Annotated in this window: 19 protein-coding genes; 12 read left to right on the top strand and 7 right to left on the bottom strand. The window is 69.0% G+C overall.

The genetic code is table 11. The features are described from left to right. Positions 1-20 precede the first annotated feature (20 nt). On the top strand, positions 21-686 hold the full coding sequence (locus ABD191_RS01810) for an alpha-ketoglutarate-dependent dioxygenase AlkB (protein ID WP_425560626.1): 666 nt from the start codon (positions 21-23) through the stop codon (positions 684-686). On the opposite strand, the gene phoA is transcribed toward ABD191_RS01810, so the two are convergent. Beyond that, positions 673-2,076, bottom strand: a complete 1,404-nt coding sequence (gene phoA, locus ABD191_RS01805; protein WP_344075975.1) for an alkaline phosphatase — start codon at positions 2,074-2,076, stop codon at positions 673-675. The two genes, ABD191_RS01810 and phoA, sit on opposite strands and share 14 nt — an antisense overlap. A gap of 48 nt (positions 2,077-2,124) precedes the next feature. Between phoA and ABD191_RS01800 the strand changes: the two genes are divergently transcribed. The 4 genes from ABD191_RS01800 (at position 2,125) to ABD191_RS01785 (ending at position 6,122) form a co-directional block, all read left to right on the top strand. Further along, entirely contained in the window at positions 2,125-2,694 is a 570-nt protein-coding gene (locus tag ABD191_RS01800) for a GNAT family N-acetyltransferase (protein ID WP_344075973.1), read from the top strand. Between the two features lie 302 nt (positions 2,695-2,996). Beyond that, a complete protein-coding gene (locus ABD191_RS01795) occupies positions 2,997-3,653 on the top strand; it encodes a slipin family protein (protein WP_344075971.1) in 657 nt (218 codons plus the stop codon). A gap of 101 nt (positions 3,654-3,754) precedes the next feature. Beyond that, complete coding sequence (locus tag ABD191_RS01790; RefSeq protein WP_344075969.1) at positions 3,755-5,506, top strand: bifunctional metallophosphatase/5'-nucleotidase; 1,752 nt, start codon at positions 3,755-3,757, stop codon at positions 5,504-5,506. Positions 5,507-5,687: 181 nt separating this feature from the next. Beyond that, positions 5,688-6,122: a DUF6158 family protein gene (locus tag ABD191_RS01785; RefSeq protein WP_344075967.1), complete on the top strand. Its 435-nt coding sequence runs from the start codon at positions 5,688-5,690 to the stop codon at positions 6,120-6,122. A 76-nt stretch (positions 6,123-6,198) separates the two neighbouring features. Here the strand turns inward: ABD191_RS01785 and ABD191_RS01780 are convergent, their stop codons facing one another. Both ABD191_RS01780 and ABD191_RS01775 read right to left on the bottom strand, forming a co-directional pair. Next, positions 6,199-6,996 (bottom strand): SDR family NAD(P)-dependent oxidoreductase, encoded by a 798-nt coding sequence (locus tag ABD191_RS01780; protein ID WP_344075965.1) that lies wholly within the window; start codon positions 6,994-6,996, stop codon positions 6,199-6,201. A gap of 52 nt (positions 6,997-7,048) precedes the next feature. Continuing rightward, positions 7,049-8,068, bottom strand: coding sequence for a radical SAM protein (locus tag ABD191_RS01775; RefSeq protein WP_344075962.1), 1,020 nt, complete (start codon positions 8,066-8,068; stop codon positions 7,049-7,051). 117 nt (positions 8,069-8,185) lie between these two features. On the opposite strand from ABD191_RS01775, the gene ABD191_RS01770 reads away from it, so the two are divergent. Genes ABD191_RS01770 through ABD191_RS01760 form a run of 3 tightly spaced genes read left to right on the top strand, consistent with a single transcriptional unit; the run spans position 8,186 to position 9,743 of the window. Next, positions 8,186-8,761, top strand: a complete 576-nt coding sequence (locus tag ABD191_RS01770; protein ID WP_344075960.1) for a nucleotidyltransferase family protein — start codon at positions 8,186-8,188, stop codon at positions 8,759-8,761. Further along, positions 8,761-9,009 (top strand): hypothetical protein, encoded by a 249-nt coding sequence (locus ABD191_RS01765; protein ID WP_344075958.1) that lies wholly within the window; start codon positions 8,761-8,763, stop codon positions 9,007-9,009. Before ABD191_RS01770 ends, ABD191_RS01765 begins: the two co-directional genes overlap by 1 nt. Further along, complete coding sequence (locus tag ABD191_RS01760; RefSeq protein ID WP_344075956.1) at positions 9,006-9,743, top strand: metallophosphoesterase family protein; 738 nt, start codon at positions 9,006-9,008, stop codon at positions 9,741-9,743. The genes ABD191_RS01765 and ABD191_RS01760 overlap by 4 nt, the downstream gene beginning before the upstream one ends. Here ABD191_RS01760 and ABD191_RS01755 read toward each other — a convergent pair. Continuing rightward, the gene (locus ABD191_RS01755) at positions 9,718-10,140 is read right to left on the bottom strand and encodes a CBS domain-containing protein (RefSeq protein WP_344075954.1); all 423 of its coding nucleotides are present in this window, start codon (positions 10,138-10,140) and stop codon (positions 9,718-9,720) included. The genes ABD191_RS01760 and ABD191_RS01755 overlap by 26 nt on opposite strands. An 88-nt stretch (positions 10,141-10,228) precedes the next feature. Here ABD191_RS01755 and ABD191_RS01750 point away from each other — a divergent pair, with 88 nt between their 5' ends. Next, positions 10,229-10,636 carry a DUF2795 domain-containing protein gene (locus ABD191_RS01750; RefSeq protein ID WP_344075951.1) on the top strand — a complete coding sequence of 136 codons (408 nt, stop codon included), beginning with the start codon at positions 10,229-10,231 and terminating at the stop codon, positions 10,634-10,636. Here ABD191_RS01750 and ABD191_RS01745 read toward each other — a convergent pair. From ABD191_RS01745 to ABD191_RS01735, 3 genes are all read right to left on the bottom strand, one after another. Continuing rightward, the gene (locus tag ABD191_RS01745) at positions 10,633-11,124 is read right to left on the bottom strand and encodes an META domain-containing protein (RefSeq protein WP_344075949.1); all 492 of its coding nucleotides are present in this window, start codon (positions 11,122-11,124) and stop codon (positions 10,633-10,635) included. The two genes, ABD191_RS01750 and ABD191_RS01745, sit on opposite strands and share 4 nt — an antisense overlap. 100 nt (positions 11,125-11,224) lie before the next feature. After that, positions 11,225-11,521, bottom strand: a complete 297-nt coding sequence (locus ABD191_RS01740; RefSeq protein ID WP_344075947.1) for a MoaD/ThiS family protein — start codon at positions 11,519-11,521, stop codon at positions 11,225-11,227. After that, complete coding sequence (locus ABD191_RS01735; protein WP_344075945.1) at positions 11,518-12,633, bottom strand: WD40/YVTN/BNR-like repeat-containing protein; 1,116 nt, start codon at positions 12,631-12,633, stop codon at positions 11,518-11,520. The genes ABD191_RS01740 and ABD191_RS01735 overlap by 4 nt, the downstream gene beginning before the upstream one ends. A 568-nt stretch (positions 12,634-13,201) precedes the next feature. Between ABD191_RS01735 and ABD191_RS01730 the strand changes: the two genes are divergently transcribed. The 3 genes from ABD191_RS01730 (at position 13,202) to fxsT (ending at position 20,813) form a co-directional block, all read left to right on the top strand. Beyond that, positions 13,202-15,553 (top strand): FxsB family cyclophane-forming radical SAM/SPASM peptide maturase, encoded by a 2,352-nt coding sequence (locus ABD191_RS01730; RefSeq protein ID WP_425560625.1) that lies wholly within the window; start codon positions 13,202-13,204, stop codon positions 15,551-15,553. Positions 15,554-15,629: 76 nt separating this feature from the next. Next, positions 15,630-16,865 carry a TIR-like protein FxsC gene (locus ABD191_RS01725; RefSeq protein ID WP_344075941.1) on the top strand — a complete coding sequence of 412 codons (1,236 nt, stop codon included), beginning with the start codon at positions 15,630-15,632 and terminating at the stop codon, positions 16,863-16,865. 3 nt (positions 16,866-16,868) lie between these two features. Then, positions 16,869-20,813 (top strand): FxSxx-COOH system tetratricopeptide repeat protein, encoded by a 3,945-nt coding sequence (gene fxsT / locus ABD191_RS01720; RefSeq protein WP_344075939.1) that lies wholly within the window; start codon positions 16,869-16,871, stop codon positions 20,811-20,813. The last annotated feature ends 3 nt before the right edge of the window (positions 20,814-20,816 follow it).

Here is a 20,816-nt window from a genome sequence, read left to right as displayed (position 1 = left end):
ACGTGGGGTATTGTCGTTATGTGGCGCACCTGGTCTACCAGCCGTCGATCCTTGATGACCTGGGGCTGGACAACACGAGCGGACCGCCGGGGGGCGTCGGCCCGCTCGCCGGACACGTGCGCCGGCACCGGTTGACCCGGGGCGCCTGGGTCGACCACCTGCCCGGCTGGGTGCACGGCTCCGACGCCGTGCTGGACACCCTGCTCACCGAGGTCGACTGGCGCGCCGAGCGCCGCCAGATGTACGACAACGAGGTCGACGTGCCGCGCCTGCTGCGCTGGTACGGCCCCGGGGAGCCGCTGCCGCACCCGACGCTGGCGCGCATCCGCGACCTGCTCAACGCCCACTACCGCGCCGAGCTGGGCGAGGAGTTCGTCACCGCCGGCATGTGCCTCTACCGCGACGGGCGCGACAGCGTCGCCTGGCACGGCGACACGATCGGCCGCGGTTCGCACAGCGACACCATGGTCGCGATCGTGTCGTTCGGCTCGGCCCGCGCGCTGCTGCTGCGCCCGCGCGCCGGCACGACCGGCGAGTCCGCGACGCTGAGGTTCGCGCTCGGCCACGGCGACCTCATCGTCATGGGCGGCTCCTGCCAGCGCACCTGGGAGCACGCCGTGCCGAAGACGAGCAGGCCGGTCGGTCCCCGGGTGAGCGTGCAGTTCCGCCCGGTCAACGTGGCGTGACACCCAGGGCGGCCGCCAGGGTGTCGAACAGGTCCGTCTGGTCGGTCAGCCCGAGCACCCGGTAGGCCTGCGGGCCCTGGGCGGCGATGCGCACCTGCGTACCGGTGTGGTCCTGCGACCGGCCGGCGAGGTTCGTGGCGTAGTGCACCACCATGGGCGCCCCCTCGACCGTACGCAGGGTGAGGATCGCCCCCGGGCTGTGGTGCTCGGCGGTCTGCGGGTACTCGATGATCTGGCTGCTGTGGCCGTGATCGGCGGTGACCACGACGAGGGTGTCGGGGTGGTGGCGCGCGTAGTCGAGCGCCACCGAGACCGCCCGGTCGAACTCGATGGTCTCGCCGATCTGCCCGCACGGGTTCGCCGCGTGGTCCTGTTTGTCGATCGACCCGCCCTCGACCTGCAGGAAGAAGCCCTTGTCGCTCTCGAGGAGCCCGATCGCCCGTGCGGTCAGGTCGGCCAGGCGCGGCTGGCGCTCGTCGCGCTTGGCCGGTGAGCACGCGACCGGCTCGGTGTTCGCCGGGTACGGCGCGGCGCGCGGCCCGGTCCACACCAGGTCCAGGGTGCCGTCGGCGAACAGGCCGAGCACCTTGCCGCCGCTCGTGGCCGCCAGCCCGGCGGCGTCGGTCACCACGGCGTACCCGCCGGCGCGCGCCTCGTCGGCGACCGTCCGGCCGGCGTACGGCCCCGCCCGCACGACCTGGTCGAAGCGCTGCCGCCCGCCGCCGAGCAGCACATCGGCGCCGGAGTGGACCGTCTGCTCCGCGATCGACCCCGCGCCCCCGTTGGCGCGGTCGTTGGTCGGGCAGGCGGCCATGTCGCCCGGGCCCGCGCAGCCGCGGTCGGTGACGTGCGCGGCGAGGGCGGCCGGCGTCGCGTCCGTCAGTTCGGCGGTGGTGACACTGCCGGTGCGGTAGCCCGCCTTCGCCGCGAGTTCGAGGATCGTCGGCTGCGGCCGCCCGTCCGGCGTCACGCTGATGGCGCCGTTGTAGGTCTTGTGCCCGGTCGCCCAGCCGGTCGCGGACGCCGCCGAGTCGGTCACGTAGACGGGCCGGTTCTCGCGGTCCACCGCGTACGTCGTGTACGACCCGGTCAGCGGCAGCGTGTCGAGCGCCAGGCGGCCCGCCGCGCCGACGGTGTAGTTGCGCGCGATGGTGATCTCCGAGTCGCCCATCCCGTCGCCGACGAGCAGGATCACGTTGCGGGCCCGCTTGTCGATCACCGCGCGCCGAAGGTCGTCGGCGGCCGGGGCGCCGGCGCTAGTGGCGGCGTCGGCACCAGCGCTATCGCCGTCGCTGCCGGCCGGCCAGGCCACGACGACGATCACCGCCGCCACGACCAGGGTCACCGCCGCGAGGACCACCGCAAGCCGCCAAGCTGGCCAGGTACGCATAACCGCAGCATGCCCGAAGTCGGCGCTATCGCACGGTAGGGTCGCCCGGTGAGTGCCGACGTTGTGGTGACCCGGGCGACGCGCGCCGACCGGGACCGGGTCGTGGCGACCGTCGTGGCGGCGTTCGCGACCGATCCTGCGTTCCGCTTTTTCTTCCCCGCCGACGAGACCTACGCCGACCAGGCCACGGTGTTCGCGCGGTACCTGTTCGACAAGCGGGTCGACCTCGGCACGGTGTGGATTGTGGACGGTGGGGCGTCGGTCGCCATGTGGCAGGCGTCGACGGCCGAGACCCCCGGGCTCTCCCTGGACCTCCCGGACGACGCGCTCGCCCGCATCGAGGCGGCCGATGTCGAGGTCCACGCGCTGCTGCCCGGTACCCCGTACTTCTATCTGGGCATCCTGGCCACGCACCCGCACGCCGCCGGACGGCGCTGGGGTCGCGCGGTCATGGCGGCCGGCCTCGCGGCCGCCGCCGACCTCGGCCTGCCCGCCTACCTGGAGACCACCACCCCCGCCAACGTCGCGCTCTACGAGCGCGCCGGCTGGCGGGTGACGGGCACGGCGCAGGCCGGCCCGCTGCCGCTGTGGGTCCTGTCGCACCGGGGCGGCGCCTAAAACGGCGTGCGCTGCGTTGGCTCGAACCCCTACCGTGATCACGGGCATCACACGTCAGCGGCGCGCCGGCATCGCCGGATCGCGTTCCGCGCATCGACAATGTCCACCACTTTGGTACGGCCTGCAAAGCCGGGGTTCGAATCCCTTCCTCAACGGCGACCCCGCCCGGTCCACGTCCCTTGTGGACGCCGTCACGACAGCCCTGCGGGCTCGCGACCACGGTCGCGGACGCCCCCGCCGTCGTGCCGGGTGACCGGGCGGGGTCGTCCCCGGCACGGTCTGACGACAGGAGGCGACGCGAGATGGCGGTAGTTCGGGTCTTGGACTGGCAGCGGGTGCTGCTGTTCGTGGACGGGCGCCTCGAGCGCGTCCTGGAGCCGGGCCGGCACCGCTACCGGCGGCGCGGCGCCACGTTGGAGACCGTCGACACGCGCCGGCGGATCACGGCCGTGCCCGGGCAGGAGCTGCTCACCGCCGACGGCCTGTCGCTGCGCCTGTCGGCGCAGCTGAGCTGGCGGGTGGTCGACCCGGTCGCGTTCGTCACCGTCTCGACCGCGCCGGAACAGGAGCTGTACTCCGCGGCGCAGCTGGCACTGCGCGACCTGGTCGCCGGGGCCACCCTCGACGAACTGGTCACCGACCGCGGCCGGCTCGCCCTCGACGTGGCCGCCGTGAGCGCGCACGTCGACGGGCTCGGCATCGAGCTGCTCTCGGCGGCGGTACGGGATGTCATGCTCCCCGGCGAGCTGCGCCGCGCGGCCGTGGAGACCCTGCTCGCCCGCGAGCAGGGCAAGGCCGAGCTTGAGCGGGCCCGCGCCGAGGCGGCGTCGCTGCGCACCCTGGCCAACGCGGCCCGCGTGCTGGAGGAGCACCCGGCGCTGCTGCGGCTGCGCACCATCCAGTCGGCCGCGACCATCGTGCTGACCCCCGAGCCGGGCCAGGTCGCCGTCAAGGGCTGACACGCAGTGTTCACAAGCCCCTCGCGCCGCACGTCTGGCCTCATGCGTCCCCCGGTGGAAGCATGAGGCCAGATGTCGGACTGAGGGAAATGGTGGGTGAAATGCGACGCTCGCGCTGGGTCCTGGCCGTCCTGACGGCAACGACCCTGGCGGTGACCATGACCGCTCCGGCGGCCGTGGCCGCGAAGCCGAAGACCATCCCGATCCAACTGCTCGCCCTCAACGATTTCCACGGCAACCTCGAGCCGCCGCAGGGCTCGTCCGGGAGCATCACCGCGATCGACCCCAGCGGGGCGACCGTCGCCGTCCCGGCCGGCGGCGCGGCGTACCTGGCCACGCACCTGGCGCGGGCCCGCGCCACCAACCCGAACACCCTCACGGTCGCGGCCGGCGACCTGATCGGCGGGTCGCCGCTGCTGTCGGCCGCCTTCCGCGACGAGCCGTCCATCCTGGCCCTCAAGGCGATGGGCCTGGGCGACAGCTCCGTCGGCAACCACGAATTCGACGAGGGCAGTGCCGAACTCAAGCGCATCAACTGGGGCGGCTGCCACCCGGTGGACGGCTGCTTCGACCCGCCGCGCAGGTACCCCGGCGCCACGTTCTACCTCGCGGCGAACGTGCTGGAGAACAGGACGAAGCTGCCCGTCCTGCCGCCGGTGTCCGTCCGCAACGTCGGCGGGGCCAGGATCGGCTTCATCGGCATGACGCTGGAGGACACCCCGTCCGTGGTCACCGCCGCCGGCGTGGCCGGCCTGACGTTCCTCGACGAGGTACGCACCGCCAACCAGTACGCCAAGCTCCTGCGCGTCGCCGGCGTCGAGGCGATCGTCGTGCTCGTCCACGAGGGCGGCACCCCGGCCAGCCAGGTCTACGACTACGATTGCGACGCCAACGGCCCCGGCTCCGGCCTGACCGGCCCGATCGTCGACATCGCCAAGGGCCTCGACCCCAGCATCGACCTGGTGGTCTCGGCCCACACCCACCAGTCGTACGTCTGCACGATCCCCGACCCGGCCGGCAAGCCGCGGCTGGTGACCCAGGCGTCCGCGTTCGGCAAGCTCTACACCGACATCGACGCCGCGTACGACAGGCGGACCCGCGACTTCGTCCGTTCCTCGATCACGGCGAAGAACGTGATCGTCACCCGGGACGTCACCCCGGATCCGACGGTCGCCGGCATCGTCGCGAAATACCAGGGCCTCATCGGGCCGATCGCGAACCGGCCGGTGGGCTACATCGCCGGCACGATCCTCGGCCGGGGCGGCTCGACGCCCGAACGCCCGCTCGGCGACGTGATCGCCGACTCCCAGCTGGCGGCGACGTCCCCGGCGGCGACCGGTGGGGCCCAGCTCGCGCTGATGAACACCGGCGGCATCCGCGCCGACCTGGTGTACCCGGCGTCCGGCACCGAGGGAGACGGCGTGGTCACCTACGGGGAGGCGTTCGCCGTCCAGCCGTTCAACAACAACCTCGTGACGCTCGACTACACCGGCGCCCAGCTGCTCACGGTGCTCCAGCAGCAGTTCACGGGCGTCAACGCCGCCTCCCCGCGGTACCTGCAGATCTCCGCGAACGTGAAGTGGACCGCGGACCTCAGCAAAACCGGCGCCGACCGGGTCGTGGCCGACTCGATCACGATCGACGGCCAGCCGCTCGACCTGGCGGCGACCTACCGGGTGACCGTGAACAACTTTCTCGCCGGCGGCGGGGACGGCTACCTGGAGCTGGCGAACGGCACCAACCCGCTCGTCGGCCAGCTCGACATCGACGCGTTCGTGGCCTACCTGACGGCGAACACGTCCACGTCCAACCCCCTTACCCCACCCCCACTCACCCGCATCGCGTTCTTGTAGTTCTTGTTCGGTCGCGGAGATTGGCCTCAGGTACCAAAAGAGGCGCTGTATTGCGTACCTGAGGCCAATCTCCGCGAGGTGCCGACACCGCCCCCGGTTCCGGGGGAGTATGTGAAGGGGCGTTTAGGGGTAAATAGGGGCGGGTATGGCCCAGCTGACGATCACTGCTAGGGAGCGGGCGATGACGGAGCTGGAGATGCTGCTCGACGAGGTCTTCGTCGGGCAGGAGCGGCTGACCCGGGACGAACTGCGGCGCCGCGCGGTGGCTTCCAACGTCGGCTCGGAGACGGCGATGGCGATCGACGGCCTGCCGGAGGGCGAATACACCATCGACGAGGTCCAGGCCGTGATCTCCCTGGGGCGCGGGTTGCCCGCCGCCACCGACGGCGGCATCCCCGCCGAGCAGCTCGACGAGCTGGACCTGCGGCGCGAGCTGGAGCAGTTGCACCGCACCCGCAACGACACGTTCCTGCACGGGTCCGATCAGGCGCTGCAACGGCACACGGAGCGCACGGCCGAGCTGGAGGCGGAGTACCTGCGGCGGCACCCGGAGCGCGAGGTCGACGAGGACCGGCTCCGCTCGGGCGCCCGCAGCCGCGACGGCCAGCCGGCGTGATCAGACGGGAGTAACCGGGAGACGGGCCCCGCATCTGTGGGGCTCCGCGGTAGCGGGCCCTCCGTCGCCTGGCCCGCTACCGCGTCCCCGGTCGATCCTCGGGGGTCGTCTGGGCGGCGTGGACGCGGGCCTTGACCTGCTCCGAGGCCAGGTGACCGACCGCGACCTGCGCCTTGTTGCGCCACTTGCCCGTGACGACGCTGTCCTTGTCGGCCAGCATCGCCTCGATGCCCTCGCGCGCCACGTCCGTCGGGTCGTCCTTCGCCGCCTGCGCCACCGGGGTGTCCATCATCTCGGCCCGCGCGAAGAAATCCGTGTCGGTCGGGCCCGGCAACAGCGCCGTCACGGTCACCCCGCTGTCGCGCAGCTCGTACCGGATCGCCTCGGCGAAGGAGAACAGGAACGCCTTCGAGGCCGCGTACGTCGCGAAGTACGGGCCGGGGGCGGTCGCCGCGATGGAGGAGGTGAAGAGCACCCGCCCGCGCCCGCGCGCCACCATCGCCGGCAGCAGCAGCTTCGACAGGTGCACGGCCGAGCGCACGTTCAGGTCGACGACCCGCAGCTCCTCGGCGAGGTCGTTGTCGCGCACGAAGTCGCCGCTCACGCCGACCCCGGCGTTGATCGCCAGCACGTCGACGGGCCGGCCCAGCGCCAGCACCTCGTCGCGCAGCCGCTCGACGCCCTCCGGGGTGGCCAGGTCGGTCCGCACCGGCCGCGCCCCCTCGCCGAGCTGCCGCGCCGCCTCCTCGATCTGCTCCTCGTCGGCCGCCACGATCAGGTCGTACCCGCGCTCGGCCAGGTTCTGCGCGAGCGCGTAGCCGATGCCGGTCGACGCGCCCGTCACCACCGCCAGTCCGGTCCGCTGCTTCTCCATGCGTCCCGGTTGCCCACCGCGGCCACCGTTAAGCGATCAAGGGCCCGATAATTCAGAACGTGCCCCGGTAGAGCGAGCATCCTTCGCAGACCGTCGGTGGTCGCTGCCCGTGGCTCAGCTTCCGCCGAAATTCCTGGTACGCCGGACCGGCCCAGATCTCGGCGAACCCGGCCTCGTCCAGGCGCCCCAGCGCGACCCGGTCGTCGCCCATCACCATGCAGCACGGCTGCACCACGCCGGCGCTCGTGACATACGCGGACTCCCACGGCCACGTGCAGCCCGGCCTGCCCGGGGCGGCCTCGGCGGCCGGCGCCGGCGCGGGGGCCAGCCGGGGCAGCCGCAGCGTCAGGCCGGCCGCGTCGGCGGCGGCCAGGGCGGCGGCGAAGGACCGCTCCGCCAGCTCCAGGTCCGGGGCGGTCCACAGCGCCTGCTCCGCGGCGTACTCCCGGATCTCGCCGTAGGCGCCGGACGGGTCGGTGTCGTCGAAGGTGTGCGACAGGTTCTGCACCCGCAGCTCGCTCACGCCCACGCCGGCGAGCAGCCGCACCAGGTCGGGCAGCTGGGCGACGTTGCGGCGCATGGCGACGAACACCACCCGTACCCACGGGGTGTCGCTGCCCGCGTCCTGCTTGGCCGCCACGAGCCCGGCCAGGTTGCCCACCACCGTGTCGAAGGTGGCCCCGTCGCGGATCGCCTCGAAGGTCTCGGCGTCCGCGCCGTCGAGCGACACGTGCAGCCAGTCCAGGCCCGCGTCGATGAACTCCCGCGCCCGCTTCCTCGTGAGCAGGGTGGCGTTGGAGTTGAAGCCGACCCGCGCGCCGCGCCCGTGCGCGAGGCGCACCATGTCGAGCAGGTGCGGGGAGAGCAACGGCTCGCCCAGCCCTTGCAGGGTCAGCTGGCGCAGGCGCGGCAGGTCGGCCAGCAGCGCCCGGAACATGTCCATGCCCATCGCGCCGGTGAGCCGGTTGACCGGCGGTTTGTACCGCACCAGGCACATGGCGCAGCGCAGGTTGCAGGCCGAGGTGACCTCGACCTGCAGCGTGTCCGGCAGGGGCGGGATCAGTGGGTACACAGCCGCTGCCTCTACCCCTGGCCCGGTGAACCAACCGCGCTTCGATCTGCCTAATAAGCACTAAACCGCCGCATACCTGCCGGTGTAGCGGGTCGGGCGTTGGGTAAGAGTCCAGCCATGCCGGTACCTCTTGACGAAGGGTTGCTCGAGACGCTCGTGCGCACCGCCTCGCTGCTCAAGCAGGCGGACATCCCGTTCGCGCTCATGGGCGGTTTCGCCGTGTACGCCCACGGCGGCACCTCCAGCGACCACGACGTGGACTTCGCGCTGCGCGAGCAGGACATTCCCCGGGCCCTGGAGGCGCTGACGGCCGCGGGCTTCCGTGCGGAGGAACCCCCCGAGGACTGGCTGACCAAGGTCTTCGACGGCGACCGCATGGTCGACCTCATCTACCGGCCCGTGGAGCGGCCCGTCACCGACGAGACCCTGGCCGACGCGGTCGACCGCCCGGTGGCCGCGCTGCACATGCCGGTCCTGTCGGCGACCCACCTCATGGTCCACAAGCTGCTCGCCTTCTCCCAGCACCACTGCGACTTCTCGCGCGCCCTGCCGATGGCCCGGTCGCTGCGCGAGCAGATCGACTGGCCCCGGGTACGCAAGGAAACGGCCGACTCCCCGTACGCGGTGTCGTTCCTCGTACTGCTCGGGCTGCTGGACGTCGTTCCGTCGTCGGTGATCGAGGAGGTCCACTGATGCAACTCGACGAGTACGGCGAGGCCCGCGTGCAGCGGCTGCTCACCGAGCACGACGGGGTCGCCGAACAGGGCATCACGGTCGTCCGCCGGGAGGGCGCGATCGTGCTGTGCGGGGTGGTCGAGACGCCCAACCGGCGCGACGACATCGTGCGGCTCGTGGCGGACGAGTTCCCGGAGCTGATCGTGCAGTGCGACATTCAGATCGTGCCCACGCGCGCGCCCGTTGACGCGGAGGAGCTGTCGTGACCGCGCCCATCCGCGTCGCCGCGGTCGGCGACGTGCACCTCGACAAGGATGTGCTGGGCCGGTTCCGGCCCGCGCTGGCCGACCTGGGCGAGCGGGCCGACGTGCTGCTGCTCGCCGGGGACCTGACCCGGCACGGGACCGTGGCCGAGGCCCGGTGCGTGGCCGAGGAGTTCGGCGGGCTGCCCGTCCCGGTGGTCGCCGTGCTCGGCAACCACGACCACCACAGCGACCAGGCGGACGAGGTCGCCGGGACGTTGCGCGACGCCGGGATCGCCGTCCTGGAGGGCGACACGTTCGAGGTCGACACGCCCGGCGGGCGGCTCGGGGTGGCCGGCGTGAAGGGGTTCGGCGGCGGGTTCGCCGGCCGGTGCGCCAGCGCGTTCGGCGAGGCCGAGATGAAGGCCTTCATCCGTACGACCTGCGACTCCGCGGACCGGCTCGCGGCCGCGCTCGGCAAGCTCGACTGCGACGTACGGGTGGCGCTCATGCACTACTCGCCCGTGCCGGACACGCTCGTCGGCGAGCCGTTGGAGATCTACCCGTTCCTCGGGTCGTACCTGCTGGCCGAGGCGGTCGACTCCGCGCCGGCCGATCTGGCCGTGCACGGGCACGCCCACGCGGGCACCGAACGCGGCCGGACGCCCGGCGGGGTACGGGTGCGCAACGTGGCCCATCCCGTGATCCGCCAGGCGTACAGCATCTTTGAACTCAGTCGTTCGGGGGAGCCCCGCTGATCGTCCCGAGCGCGGAGTTCGGGTCCAGCTCCGCGGCCAGGTCGCCGATGGAGATCACCCCGCACGCCGTGCCGGACTCGTCGGTGACGAGCAGGCGGCGCACGGCCTCCTGCCGCATCACCTGAACCGCCTGGCTGAGTGGGGCGTCCATCGGAATGTTGATCATGCCGCTGCTCGCCACCTGGCCCACCGGCGTGCTCTGCGGGTCGAGTCCTTCGGCGACCGCCCGGATCGTGATGTCCCGGTCGGTCACGACTCCGGCCACCTGGCCGTTGTCCGTGACCAGAACGTCGCCGATCTTCTCGTCACGCATCGTGCGCGCCACCTCGATCAGCGGGGTGTCGGCGCTCGCGCTCACCGGGTTGACGGTCATGAGGTCACCCACGGTCTGGGTCATGGCCGTACCTCCTTGTTGTCCGTATCCGAGCGTTGTTCCCGCACGGTAGGGCGTTAAACCACGGGCAAACGTGGGTAGGGCGCCCGGCATGGAGCGAGGAAACACCAAGCACAGCCGGCATCTGGACGACGAGATGGCGCGTGAAGCGCGGGAACAGAACGTAACCGGGTCCCGGGTGGTGCAGGAGCGGCCTCTGCCCGAGCCGGACGCCGAGGACGAGGCGCGTCAGCCCCGGCTGTACGGCGAGGTGACCGGCCCGCCCGTGCCGACGCCCGAGGAGATCGACGGCCGTAGCGAGTTGGGCCGGTGGATCCCCCGATCGGCCCTGCCGGGTGACCGCGACGCACTCGTCGAGGTCGTCCGCGAGGCCGGTGCCCCGGACGGCATCGTCGCCCAGATCGAAGCGCTACCGCCGGGCACGTGGTACGAGACCGTGGTGCAGATCTGGGGCGCGCTCGGCCACGAGAACGAGGCCCGCGAGAGCCCTGTCCCCTAACGGGTCGCCACCGCCACGAAGACGACCGTGAGGCGGCGTCCCTGGCGCAGCACGAGGCGGTCGCCGCTGATGATCCGGATGGTGGGGCGACCGGTCAGCAGGTTCGAGTACCACTGCTCCTGTGCCATGCGACCCTCGCAGTACATCCGGGTCGAGGCGAGCAGCGGCACCAGGAGCCGGCCGCCGGCGATGTGACCACGCCCGAACATGTTGTTGCAGCCCGCGTTGCCGCCGACCCGCCCCGCGTCGGGGTTGGTCGCCTCGGGAGGGCCGAACGAGAGTATGAGGCGGGTGCCCGGCACCAGCCGGCGACCGTAGACGGCCACCGAGCGGTAGGTGCGCTCGCCCGGCCACACGTTCAGCGCGGCCCGCTCGGGGCTCGGCGGCGGCGCGGCTCGCTCCGACGCGGCCTGGTTTGACGCGGTCTGGCTTGGTGCGGCATGGACTGGAGCGGCTTGGGTCGGCGCGCCCACGGCGAGGGTGGCCACGGCCGCGAGGCCAGCCCAAAAATGCCTTATTTGTACCATTCATGCACTATACGTGCCCGTTGCTGGGTGTTGCTGAGCTGTCGCACGATCCCGCGCCGCCTTAGCCACCCGCCATGGCGCCCAGGATGATGTAGACCTCCTGGCCGGCGGCGACGCGTTCGGGCAGCGGCGCGTCCGGCGACTCGTTGGACAGGTCCTCCTCGCACGCGTAGAAGCGCACGAACGCCCGGCGCTTGCCCGTGTACCGGTCGCGGATAGTGCCCAGCAGCGCCGGGTACTCGGCCTCGAGCGCGTCGAGCACCGCGCGCTGGGTGGGAGTCCCGGCCACCTCGACGCTGACCTCACCGGTCACCTTGGCCAGCGTCTTGAGGTGGGCCGGGAGAACCACACGGATCATGGCAGGACCTGCACCTCGACGGAGAGCACGGCCGGCAGGTCGCGCACGATCGGCGCCCAGGTGTCGCCGTTGTCGGCCGAGTGGTAGACCTGCCCGCCCGTCGTACCGAAGTAGATGCCGGCCGGGTCGAGAGTGTCGACCGCCATGGAGTCACGCAGCACGTTGACGTAGCAGTGCTCCTGCGGCAGACCCTTGGTCAGCGGCTCCCACTCCTCGCCGCCGGTGCGGCTGCGGTAGACGCGCAGCTTGCCGTCCGGCGGTACGTGCTCGTAGTCGCTCTTGATCGGCACGACGTAGACCGTCTCCGACTCGTGGGGGTGCACGGCGATCGGGAAGCCGAAGTCCGAGGGCAGGTTGCCGCTGATCTCGCGCCACTGGCCGCCCGCGTCGTCCGTGCGCATCACGTCCCAGTGCTTCTGCATGAACAGCGTGTCCGGCCGGGACGGGTGCTGGGCGAGGCGGTGCACGCAGTGACCGACCTCCGAGTCCTCGTCCGGGATCTCGCCCGAGCGCAGGCCCTTGTTGATGGGCGTCCACGAGACGCCGGCATCATCGCTGCGGAACGCCCCCGCGGCCGAGATGGCCACGTAGATCCGGTCCTTGTTGGCCGCGTCCAGGATGATCGTGTGCAGGCACAGGCCGCCCGCGCCCGGCTGCCACGACGGGCCGGTCGGGTGCTGGCGCAGCCCGGTCAGCTCCTGCCACTTCTGGCCGCCGTCCGTCGACCGGTACAGCGCCGCGTCCTCGCCGCCCGCGTACACCGTGTCCGGGTCGTCGCGGGAGGGCTCCAGGTGCCAGATGCGCTTGAACTCCCACGGGCGCGGCGTCCCGTCGTACCAGAGATGGTCGCCCGTCTCGCCCTGGTAGGCGAAGTCGTTGCCCACGGTGTTCCAGGTCTTGCCGCCGTCGTCGGAACGCTGCATCACCTGGCCGAACCAGCCACCCGACTGGGAGGCGTAGAGGCGGTTGGGATCCGCCGGCGACCCGGCGACGTGGTAGATCTCCCAGCCGCCGAAATGGGGACCGTCCACGGTCCAGTTGTTGCGTTTGCCGTCTGCGGTCAGCACGAACGCGCCCTTACGCGTGCCGACCAGTACGCGTACGTCGGTCATGGGGCCATCCTCGTACGTGGGTACGACATCCGCACGCCGGCACGCGATTCGCGCCCAGCAAGCCAACAGGAAGGCGAACCTGGTCCTGCACGCGGCGTACCCCAACGGATACGGGAGTAGATCACCCGTACTTACCATCCTTCGTTCGGTTCGGACTCACGAGCGCAAGGTTGGTCGTGATGGACTGGTGACCCCACTACCGGGGGCGCCGTAGCGACGAAAACCGTCGCGTAATAATGTGAGCGGCGCTCAATCTCACCTCGTGGGCGAACCTGGATCAGTCAGCTGCGCCAGTATCCGTGCGCGTGTCGCGGGGTTGGCAGGCTCTAGTTTCGGTGCCTTACCAGATAATGCCCCTTATTAGAGCCGATATGAAATAGTGATTATGTCCATTTGGGGCACATGTTGGGGGTACCCACAGTGAAGAGCGCGCAACCTCCGGCAGCGAAAGAGGCTCGGTCGCACGGCAGGGCCCAGTCGGAGAGACTCGACAGAATACCCGCCGAGGATGTCGCGTACGGCGTCCGGCAGGTGCTTTACTCGCAAAAACACGGCTCCAACGCCGTGGATGTGGCGGCGTTCAACTCGACCATCTGACGCCTCCATGGGGGTGGGCATGGCGTCGGACACGATTAGCCAGTACGTACTCAAGGTCCATAGCAGATGTGATCTTGCATGCGACCACTGCTACGTATACGAGAATGTTGATCAAAGCTGGCGCCAGCGTCCCCATGTCATGTCCGACGATACGGTGCGCGCGGCGGCTGCCCGCATCGCCCAACATGCCGCAGCGCATGGCGTGGGTGCTGTCCGCGTCGTACTCCATGGGGGCGAACCGCTCCTTGTGGGGCGGGGCAGGTTGCGCTCGATGCTGGAGACGCTTCGCGCCACCATCGCGCCGGTCACCGGACTGAGTCTTCGGATGCAGTCAAACGGTGTGTTGTTGACCGAGCCCATGTGTGAACTGCTGGCAGAGTTCGGGGTGCGGGTCGGCATATCGCTCGACGGCGACCGAGCGGCCAATGACAGGCATCGACGGTACGCGAATGGCGCCAGCAGCCATCGTGCGGTGCTGCGGGCGTTGGAACTCTTGCGGACACCAGCATTTCGAGCGGCATACGCGGGGATCCTCTGCACCGTCGACGTGAGAAATGATCCCGATGTGGTATACGAGGCGTTGCGTGATCAACAACCGCCCCGCCTCGACCTCCTTCTGCCGCATGCCACCTGGGACGATCCGCCGCTGCGGCCGGAGGGCGCCCCCGCGCCATACGCGCAATGGCTCGGTCGAGTCTTCGAGCGTTGGCTGGCGGACGGCCAGCGTATTGACATCCGGTTATTCGAATCCCTCATCTCCACGCGTGCGGGCGGCCCGAGCGCCACCGAGTCCGTCGGGCTCGACCCTGCGGACCTGTTGGTTGTCGAGACCGACGGTGCGTGGGAGCAGGCGGACTCCCTTAAAGCGGCGTTTGACGGTGCGCCCGCTACCGGCCTGAACGTTTTCGATCACGCGGTGGATGAGGTGGTCCTGCATCCCGGCATCGCCGACAGGCAGCGAGGTATGGAAGGCCTGTGCGCCACCTGCCGGAGTTGCCCGGTCGTGCGGCAATGCGGCGGCGGTCTGTACGCGCACCGGTACCGAACCGGCACGGGCTTCGACAATCCATCGGCGTACTGCGCCGATCTCAAGGAGTTCATCGAGCACATGAACGCACGACTGTCCACCCAGGACGATGCCCGGCCGGCGCCGCTGCCGGAGGGCGTGCTGGACGAGATCAGCGCCGGGTATGGCGATGAGGAGGCGATTCGTCATCTCGTCGCGGCCGAACTCATGTTTACAAAGTCGTTGTTCCCGCGGGTCTACGAGAACGCGCGACGGGCGGGCGTCGACACGAGTGAAGCCTGGGATCTCCTGAACGACGTGGCTGATCGCGATCCCGCGGCTTTCCGCGCGGTGCTCGCCCATCCCTACGTTCGGGCATGGGCCGCCGAGCACGTTGCCGATGATGCCTCTCCAGGGGGCAGTAGCTATGGCTACCTGAGGGCGATTGCCGCCGCCGCCGCGATCCGGGCCGGGTATGCGGCCACGGTCGCCGTACCGGCGTGGGATGGCCGGGTCTACCTGCCGACCCTGGGCACTTTGGCAGTGTCGCGCGCTGCGGGCATGGTGAAAATGTCCATCGCTGAGAAGGGATTCGTCGCCTACGCGGACGGCGGGGTGTCCGCGGTGCCCGCGTTCGACACGACAGTCCCGGGGTGGCGGCCGACGCGTCGAGTGGAAACAGCTGGGTTGTCCATCGTCATCGAGGACGCGGATCCCTATCGCAAGCACAAATGGCCGCTGGAACCGCCGCTGGATGATCAGACCGGTGAGGCATGGCGCGACGCCATCATCGGCGCCTGGGACTGCATCCAACGTGAGGCGCCCGCATACGTTCCTGGCCTGCGGTTAGGTCTACGCGCGGTGGTGCCCCTGCGGGCGGATCCGGCGGGCAAGCTGCAAAGTTCGACCGCGCTGCACGCTTTTGGATCCATCGCGGCCACGCTGGCCCAACCCCGGGCATTGGCCGTGATGATGGTTCACGAATTTCAGCACAACAAACTTAACGCGTTGCTTGACTGGTACCGTCTTGTTGATAATCGTTACGTCGAGCCGATCAAGGTCGCCTGGCGAGATGATCCGCGCCCAGTGCTCGGGGTACTGCACGGGGTGTACGCACATCTGGCCGTTGCCGATGTCTGGCGACTCCGAGCCCGGCGAGGGGGCCCGGACCAAGCCGAGGCCCACGCGCAGTTCGAGAAATACCTACAGGACACGCGCGTGGCCTCGGAAAAGCTCGCTGCGTCGGGTGCGCTCACCTCCGCTGGTGCTGCGGTGCTCGCTCAGATAGTCAAGACCCTGGATCACTGGCGTGATTGATACTCATGAACGGCTACCCGGCTAGCTAATCAAAACCGCCGCACTTACGATTGCTCTACCCAGCGCATCCTCGACGGTGGGAGAGCAGCATGTGAATGATGAAGTCCCCAGACCACGATCGCCTGGTTACTACTTCTACCTCAGCTATGCCCATACTCCGCCAGCCACCGCACATTCACGTGGCGGCATTGATCACTGGGTACGGATCTTTCAGGCCCATCTGAGTGCTGAGGTCGCGCGGCTCGCGCGCCCTGATGCCGGCATGCGGGTCACCTATTTCGAGCCGCCCCTTCCCCTCGGTGCGGAGCGTCGTACCGCGCTGGCCGCAGTACTGAGCGTTACCGAGGTGCTCGTGCCTCTTCTGTCGCCACAGTACTTCAACATGTCCTGGCCATCGACTGAACTGAATTATTTTCAGCAACGCGTTACGGCGACGCGGCGCCAGCATGTGCCAAGCCATGTGCAGCCCGTGCTCTGGGTCCCGCTTCCGGACAGCGATGTGGGGCCCGAGATGCACAATGCGCTGCAACTCGGTGCGGACTTTCCCGCGTACGCCGAGAACGGCCTGCGTACGATGTGCCAGCTCAGCCACCACCGATCCCAGTACGATCAGATACTCCAGCGACTTGCCCGGCGGATCGTGGACGCGGCGGAGCGATGTGCGCTGGGACGGCAGCAGCGCGTGGACCGGCAGATGAAGTCCCAAAGCGCAGTCCTTGTGGACACGCCGTTCGTCATCGCCGTGTTGGCGCCGACCGGCAACCGTTTACCACAGGGACGGTTGCGCAATCCCTATGGCGCGAGCAGCGTGCTGTGGCGCCCTTTTGGCGACGACCCCGCGATCCCGGTGGCTGAGTACGCGGCGAACCTCATTGAACGTTCGGGGCTGCCAACCATGATTGTCGATTACGCATCTGCTGGGGAACGGCTCGAACAGTGTCCCGGAGTGTTGCTCATCGACCCATGGATTCTGGCCGGTGGCAGTGGGCGCGAAGAACTCCAGTCGGCACTGAGCCGGCTCCGCGAGTGGGTGGTGCCACTCATCGTGCTCGACGAGAGCGATCCACAATGCGCCGGCCGTGGTTCCAGCCTGGCAGAAGACGCGGCCGAGCTACTGACGAACGCGCGCCCCAACCGAGTGCGGCGGGTGCGGCGATCGGGCGAGTTTCGCGACCTCATCCCCATTCTCGCCACGCAGATGCGGCGGCAGTACCTGCGCCATGGTCCCACCTATCCGCCGAAGGGCGCGCAGCTCTCACGGCCGAGGCTCACCTATAACGACGATTCCCCGACTCACTCGCCGGAGCGTTAGGTCATGTCTGAGAACCGTAACGGCCAGGTGGTCACGTTCTACTCCTACAAGGGGGGCACGGGCCGCACGATGGCGCTGGCGAACATCGCCTGGATCCTCGCCGCGAACGGCAAACGCGTGCTGGTCGTTGACTGGGACCTCGAATCGCCAGGCTTGCACCGCTTCCTGCATCCGTTCATTGACCCGGACGCGTTGGCCGGCACGGGCGGCGTCATCGACCTGATCCGCGAGTTCGAATGGGCGACGACTCGCGATGTGCAGCGTGACACGCGCTGGTACGAGCAGTACGCGCGTGTCCACAAGTTCTCCTTCTCGCTGAACTGGCGCCATTTCCCGCAGGGCGGCACGCTCGACTTCCTGTCAGCCGGACAGCAGGACAATGACTATGCGACCACGTTGGCCGGAATGAACTGGGACGACTTCTACGAGAGGCAGGGTGGAGGTCTCTTCTTTGATGCGCTCCGCGCCGATATGAAACGGCACTACGACTACACGCTCATCGATAGCCGTACGGGCCTCAGCGACGTCGCGGAGATCTGCACCATCCATTTGCCGGACACGTTGGTCGACTGCTTCACGCTTTCCGAGCAAGGCATCGAGGGTGCCGCCCAGGTCGCCCGACGCGTGCAACGCCACCGAGAGCCGCGCGAGATTCGGATCCTGCCGGTAACCATGCGAGTCGACCCGGCGGAGAAGGGAAAGGTGGACGTCGGCCGGAGCGTGGCGAAGCAGCGTTTTCTGGGTCTGCCGGCGGACATGACGGAACCGGCCCGCGAGGCGTACTGGGCCCGAATGCAGGTGCCGTACCAGGCGTACTACGCGTACGAGGAGTCCCTCGCCACCTTTGGCGACGTGCCGGGCATCCCGGGGTCGCTCCTGTCGGCATACGAAATGATCACGAAGTACCTCACCAACGATGAGGTGGGGTCGCTGCCGCCCATGGACGAGCCGATTCGTCGTCGGATCATTGGTCGGTTCGCGCGCCAGCCGATCTCCGTCGAAGACGAGGTGGTCCTGCGGTACGTCCCCGACGATCAGATTTGGGCGGAATGGATTGAGCACATCCTCGTCGCAGCCGGAGTCCGGGTGCAGGACCCGCTCGTCGCTCGCCCCGATGCGGGTGAGCCGGTCAGCATGGCGGCCGCCCGGCAGTTGACCATCGTCTCGCCTGCCAACGCTGCGGTGGAGTCGGCGCTGGTGCATCCAGAGGGCGGTACGTTCCGGCCGCCCTTGGCCGTCTACATCGCCGACACGACACCGTTGCAGCATCTGCCGATTGCCAGTTCGGCGTTCATCACCGGGCTGACGGCCGATGAGGCTGCGGGCCGGGTGCTTCAACTCGTCGGCCGGTCCCTCGACGACATCGAGCTGGCCTCGGTGCCGTCGCGGCCGCGCTATCCGGGCGACGAACCCAGTGTCTTCAACGCCCCGGCGCGTAATGCGCGGTTCACGGGCAGGGAGAACGACCTGCTGCGATTGCGTCAGGAACTGCGCCACCGGGGCACGGCCGTCGTGCTGCCGGGTGCGCAGCCGGTGGCGCTTCAGGGCATGGGCGGCATCGGCAAGACGCAGGTGGCCCTGGAGTACGCGTACCGTTTCCGGGCCGCCTACGACGTGGTCTGGTGGATCAACGCGGACCCGGTGACGTTCATTGACAGTGCGATCGGTGATCTAGGCACGCAGCTCGGCATTCCCGTGCAGACCGGTCCGGACTACACCCGCGCGGTCCTGAACGCCTTGAGCAGAAGCGAACCGTCGGCGCGGTGGCTACTGATCTTCGACAATGCCGAACAGCCCGACCGGGTGGGCCAGTTCCTCCCCCGAGGGAACGGACACATCCTGATCACCTCGCGCAACCCGCAATGGGGTGACCAGGCGGAGACGATCCAGGTGGACGTATTCGAGCGGCGTGAAAGCATCGCGCACCTTGTCCATCGGGTACCGACCATGCTGGCGTCGGAGGCGGACAAGGTGGCGGAGATTCTTGGGGATCTTCCTATCGCAATTGCCGCCGCTGGTGCCTGGTTGGCCGAGACGGGCGCGCCCGTGGACGAGTACCTCACCCAGATCGACCGACACGGCCTGAGCGCGGTCTCCGTGGAGGAGTCACGCGACCGATCCGTGGAGGCAACGTGGGATCTCTCGCTGGATCGGCTCCGCGAGCGCTCGCCAGCAGCGTTTCGATTGCTGCAGCTGTGCTCGGTCCTGGCCCCGGAAATCTCGCTCGACCTGATCTACAGCGACGAGATGGCCAATGCCCTCATGCCGTTCGATCCCGCCGTCTCCGAACGCCTGGTCCGCGGATCCCTCGTTCAGCAGATCAACAGGCTCGCCCTGCTCCGCGTCGACCAGCGCGGGGAGCGCGGGCAGTCGGGACAGGGCAGCCACGGCGGTCAGGTCCTTATCCATCGCGTCCTCCAGCATGTCGTCCGGTCGCGAATGACCGATGTAGAGCTCAGGGCGGCCGAGCACGAGGTCCATCTGGTGCTCGCGGCAGCCCGGCCCAACGACGGCGAGGTCGACGACCCGGACACCTGGCCGCGCTTTCGCATGCTCTGGCCGCACCTTGAGGCATCCGACGCGGTCAACTGCTACGACGAGGTAGTCCGCCGGCTGCTCATTGATCGAATCCGGTACATGTGGATTCATGCGGAGCTGGACGAAGGACGCCGGCGGGCCGAGCAGATCGTGACCAACTGGGCGGCGCTCATGAATGAGCTACCCGATGACCGCGACCGACCTGCGTTGGTCAGGCAGTTGCTGCACCTGCGCTTCAACTACGCCAACATTCTGCGCAACCTGGGTTTGTTCACAGAGTCCTTCAGCATCAACAGCACCGTTCTGGAGGATCAGAAGAACCAACTGGGCGAACAGCACCCGCATACCCTCATGACCGCCGCCGGCCTCGCTGGCGACCTGCGCGGGTTGGGGCGTTATCCGGAGGCGCTCGAACTTGACCTCGCAAGCTACGCCTCATGGTTGGAAGTGTTCGGGGAGGATCATCCGCGGACCTTGTCCGCCCTGCACAACGTAGCCGCATCGTACCGGCTGATGGGCAACTTCCGTGCCGCCCGCGATCATGACGAGCAGGCCTATCGCCGCAAGCGCGTCGTGCTCAGCGAAAACCATCCTTCGACGCTGGGTACAGCGGGCAATCTCGGTCGCGATCTGCGTGACGCCGGTGAGTACGAACGTTCGAGCGCCCTACTGACCACAGTGGCGGACACCTTCGCGCAGGTCTGGGGTGCGACGTCGCGCTGGGCGCTGACGGCCCAGACGAACCTCGCGGTCTCGATGGGCGCCGCTGGGCGTGCCGAAGAGGCGAGGAGACTTCTCGACACCGCCTACGCGGAACTGAACGACAGCTACGGGCCGACCAACCCGGACACACTCGAATGTCGACTCAGCCGCTCGCTCAATATGCTCGCCGTCGACGATTTTGATCGGGCCCACCGGGAACTGACCGAGGTTCACGGTGCCTATCTCGAGCAGTTGGGGAAGCTCCATCCCCATACGATCGTGTGCGAGAACAATCTCGCCATGGTGGCGCGAGCCTTGGGTGATCGCGGCCGGGCAATGACCTTCGTGCGAAAGGCGGCCGAGAATCTCCGCGCAGGTCTCGGTCCCGACCACCCGTACTCGCTGGCCGGGCAGGTCAACCTCGCCATCATTCTCGCTGAGAGCGACAGGCTGGAAGACGCGCTCGCGTTGGTCCAGGAGGCCGCCAGCGGCTCCGTGCGGACCCTCGGTCAGGAACACCCCGACACGCTGAGGTGCATGGGAAACCTGGCGCTCATCCTCCGGCGGCTCGGGCGGCCGGAGCCCGAACTGGGCGCCGTTCGTCTAGCGGATCGGCTCGCCCAGCGCATCGGTGCCGAGAATCCGGCGGTGATCTCGTTGCGGCACGGTCAATTCCTGAACAGGATCATCGATCCACACCCGTTCTAGGCT

The organism is Luedemannella helvata, assembly GCF_039528415.1.
Classification (GTDB): domain Bacteria; phylum Actinomycetota; class Actinomycetes; order Mycobacteriales; family Micromonosporaceae; genus Luedemannella; species Luedemannella helvata.
The sequence above is the reverse complement of the archived record's forward strand: the minus strand, read 5'-3'. Positions and strand labels throughout refer to the sequence as shown.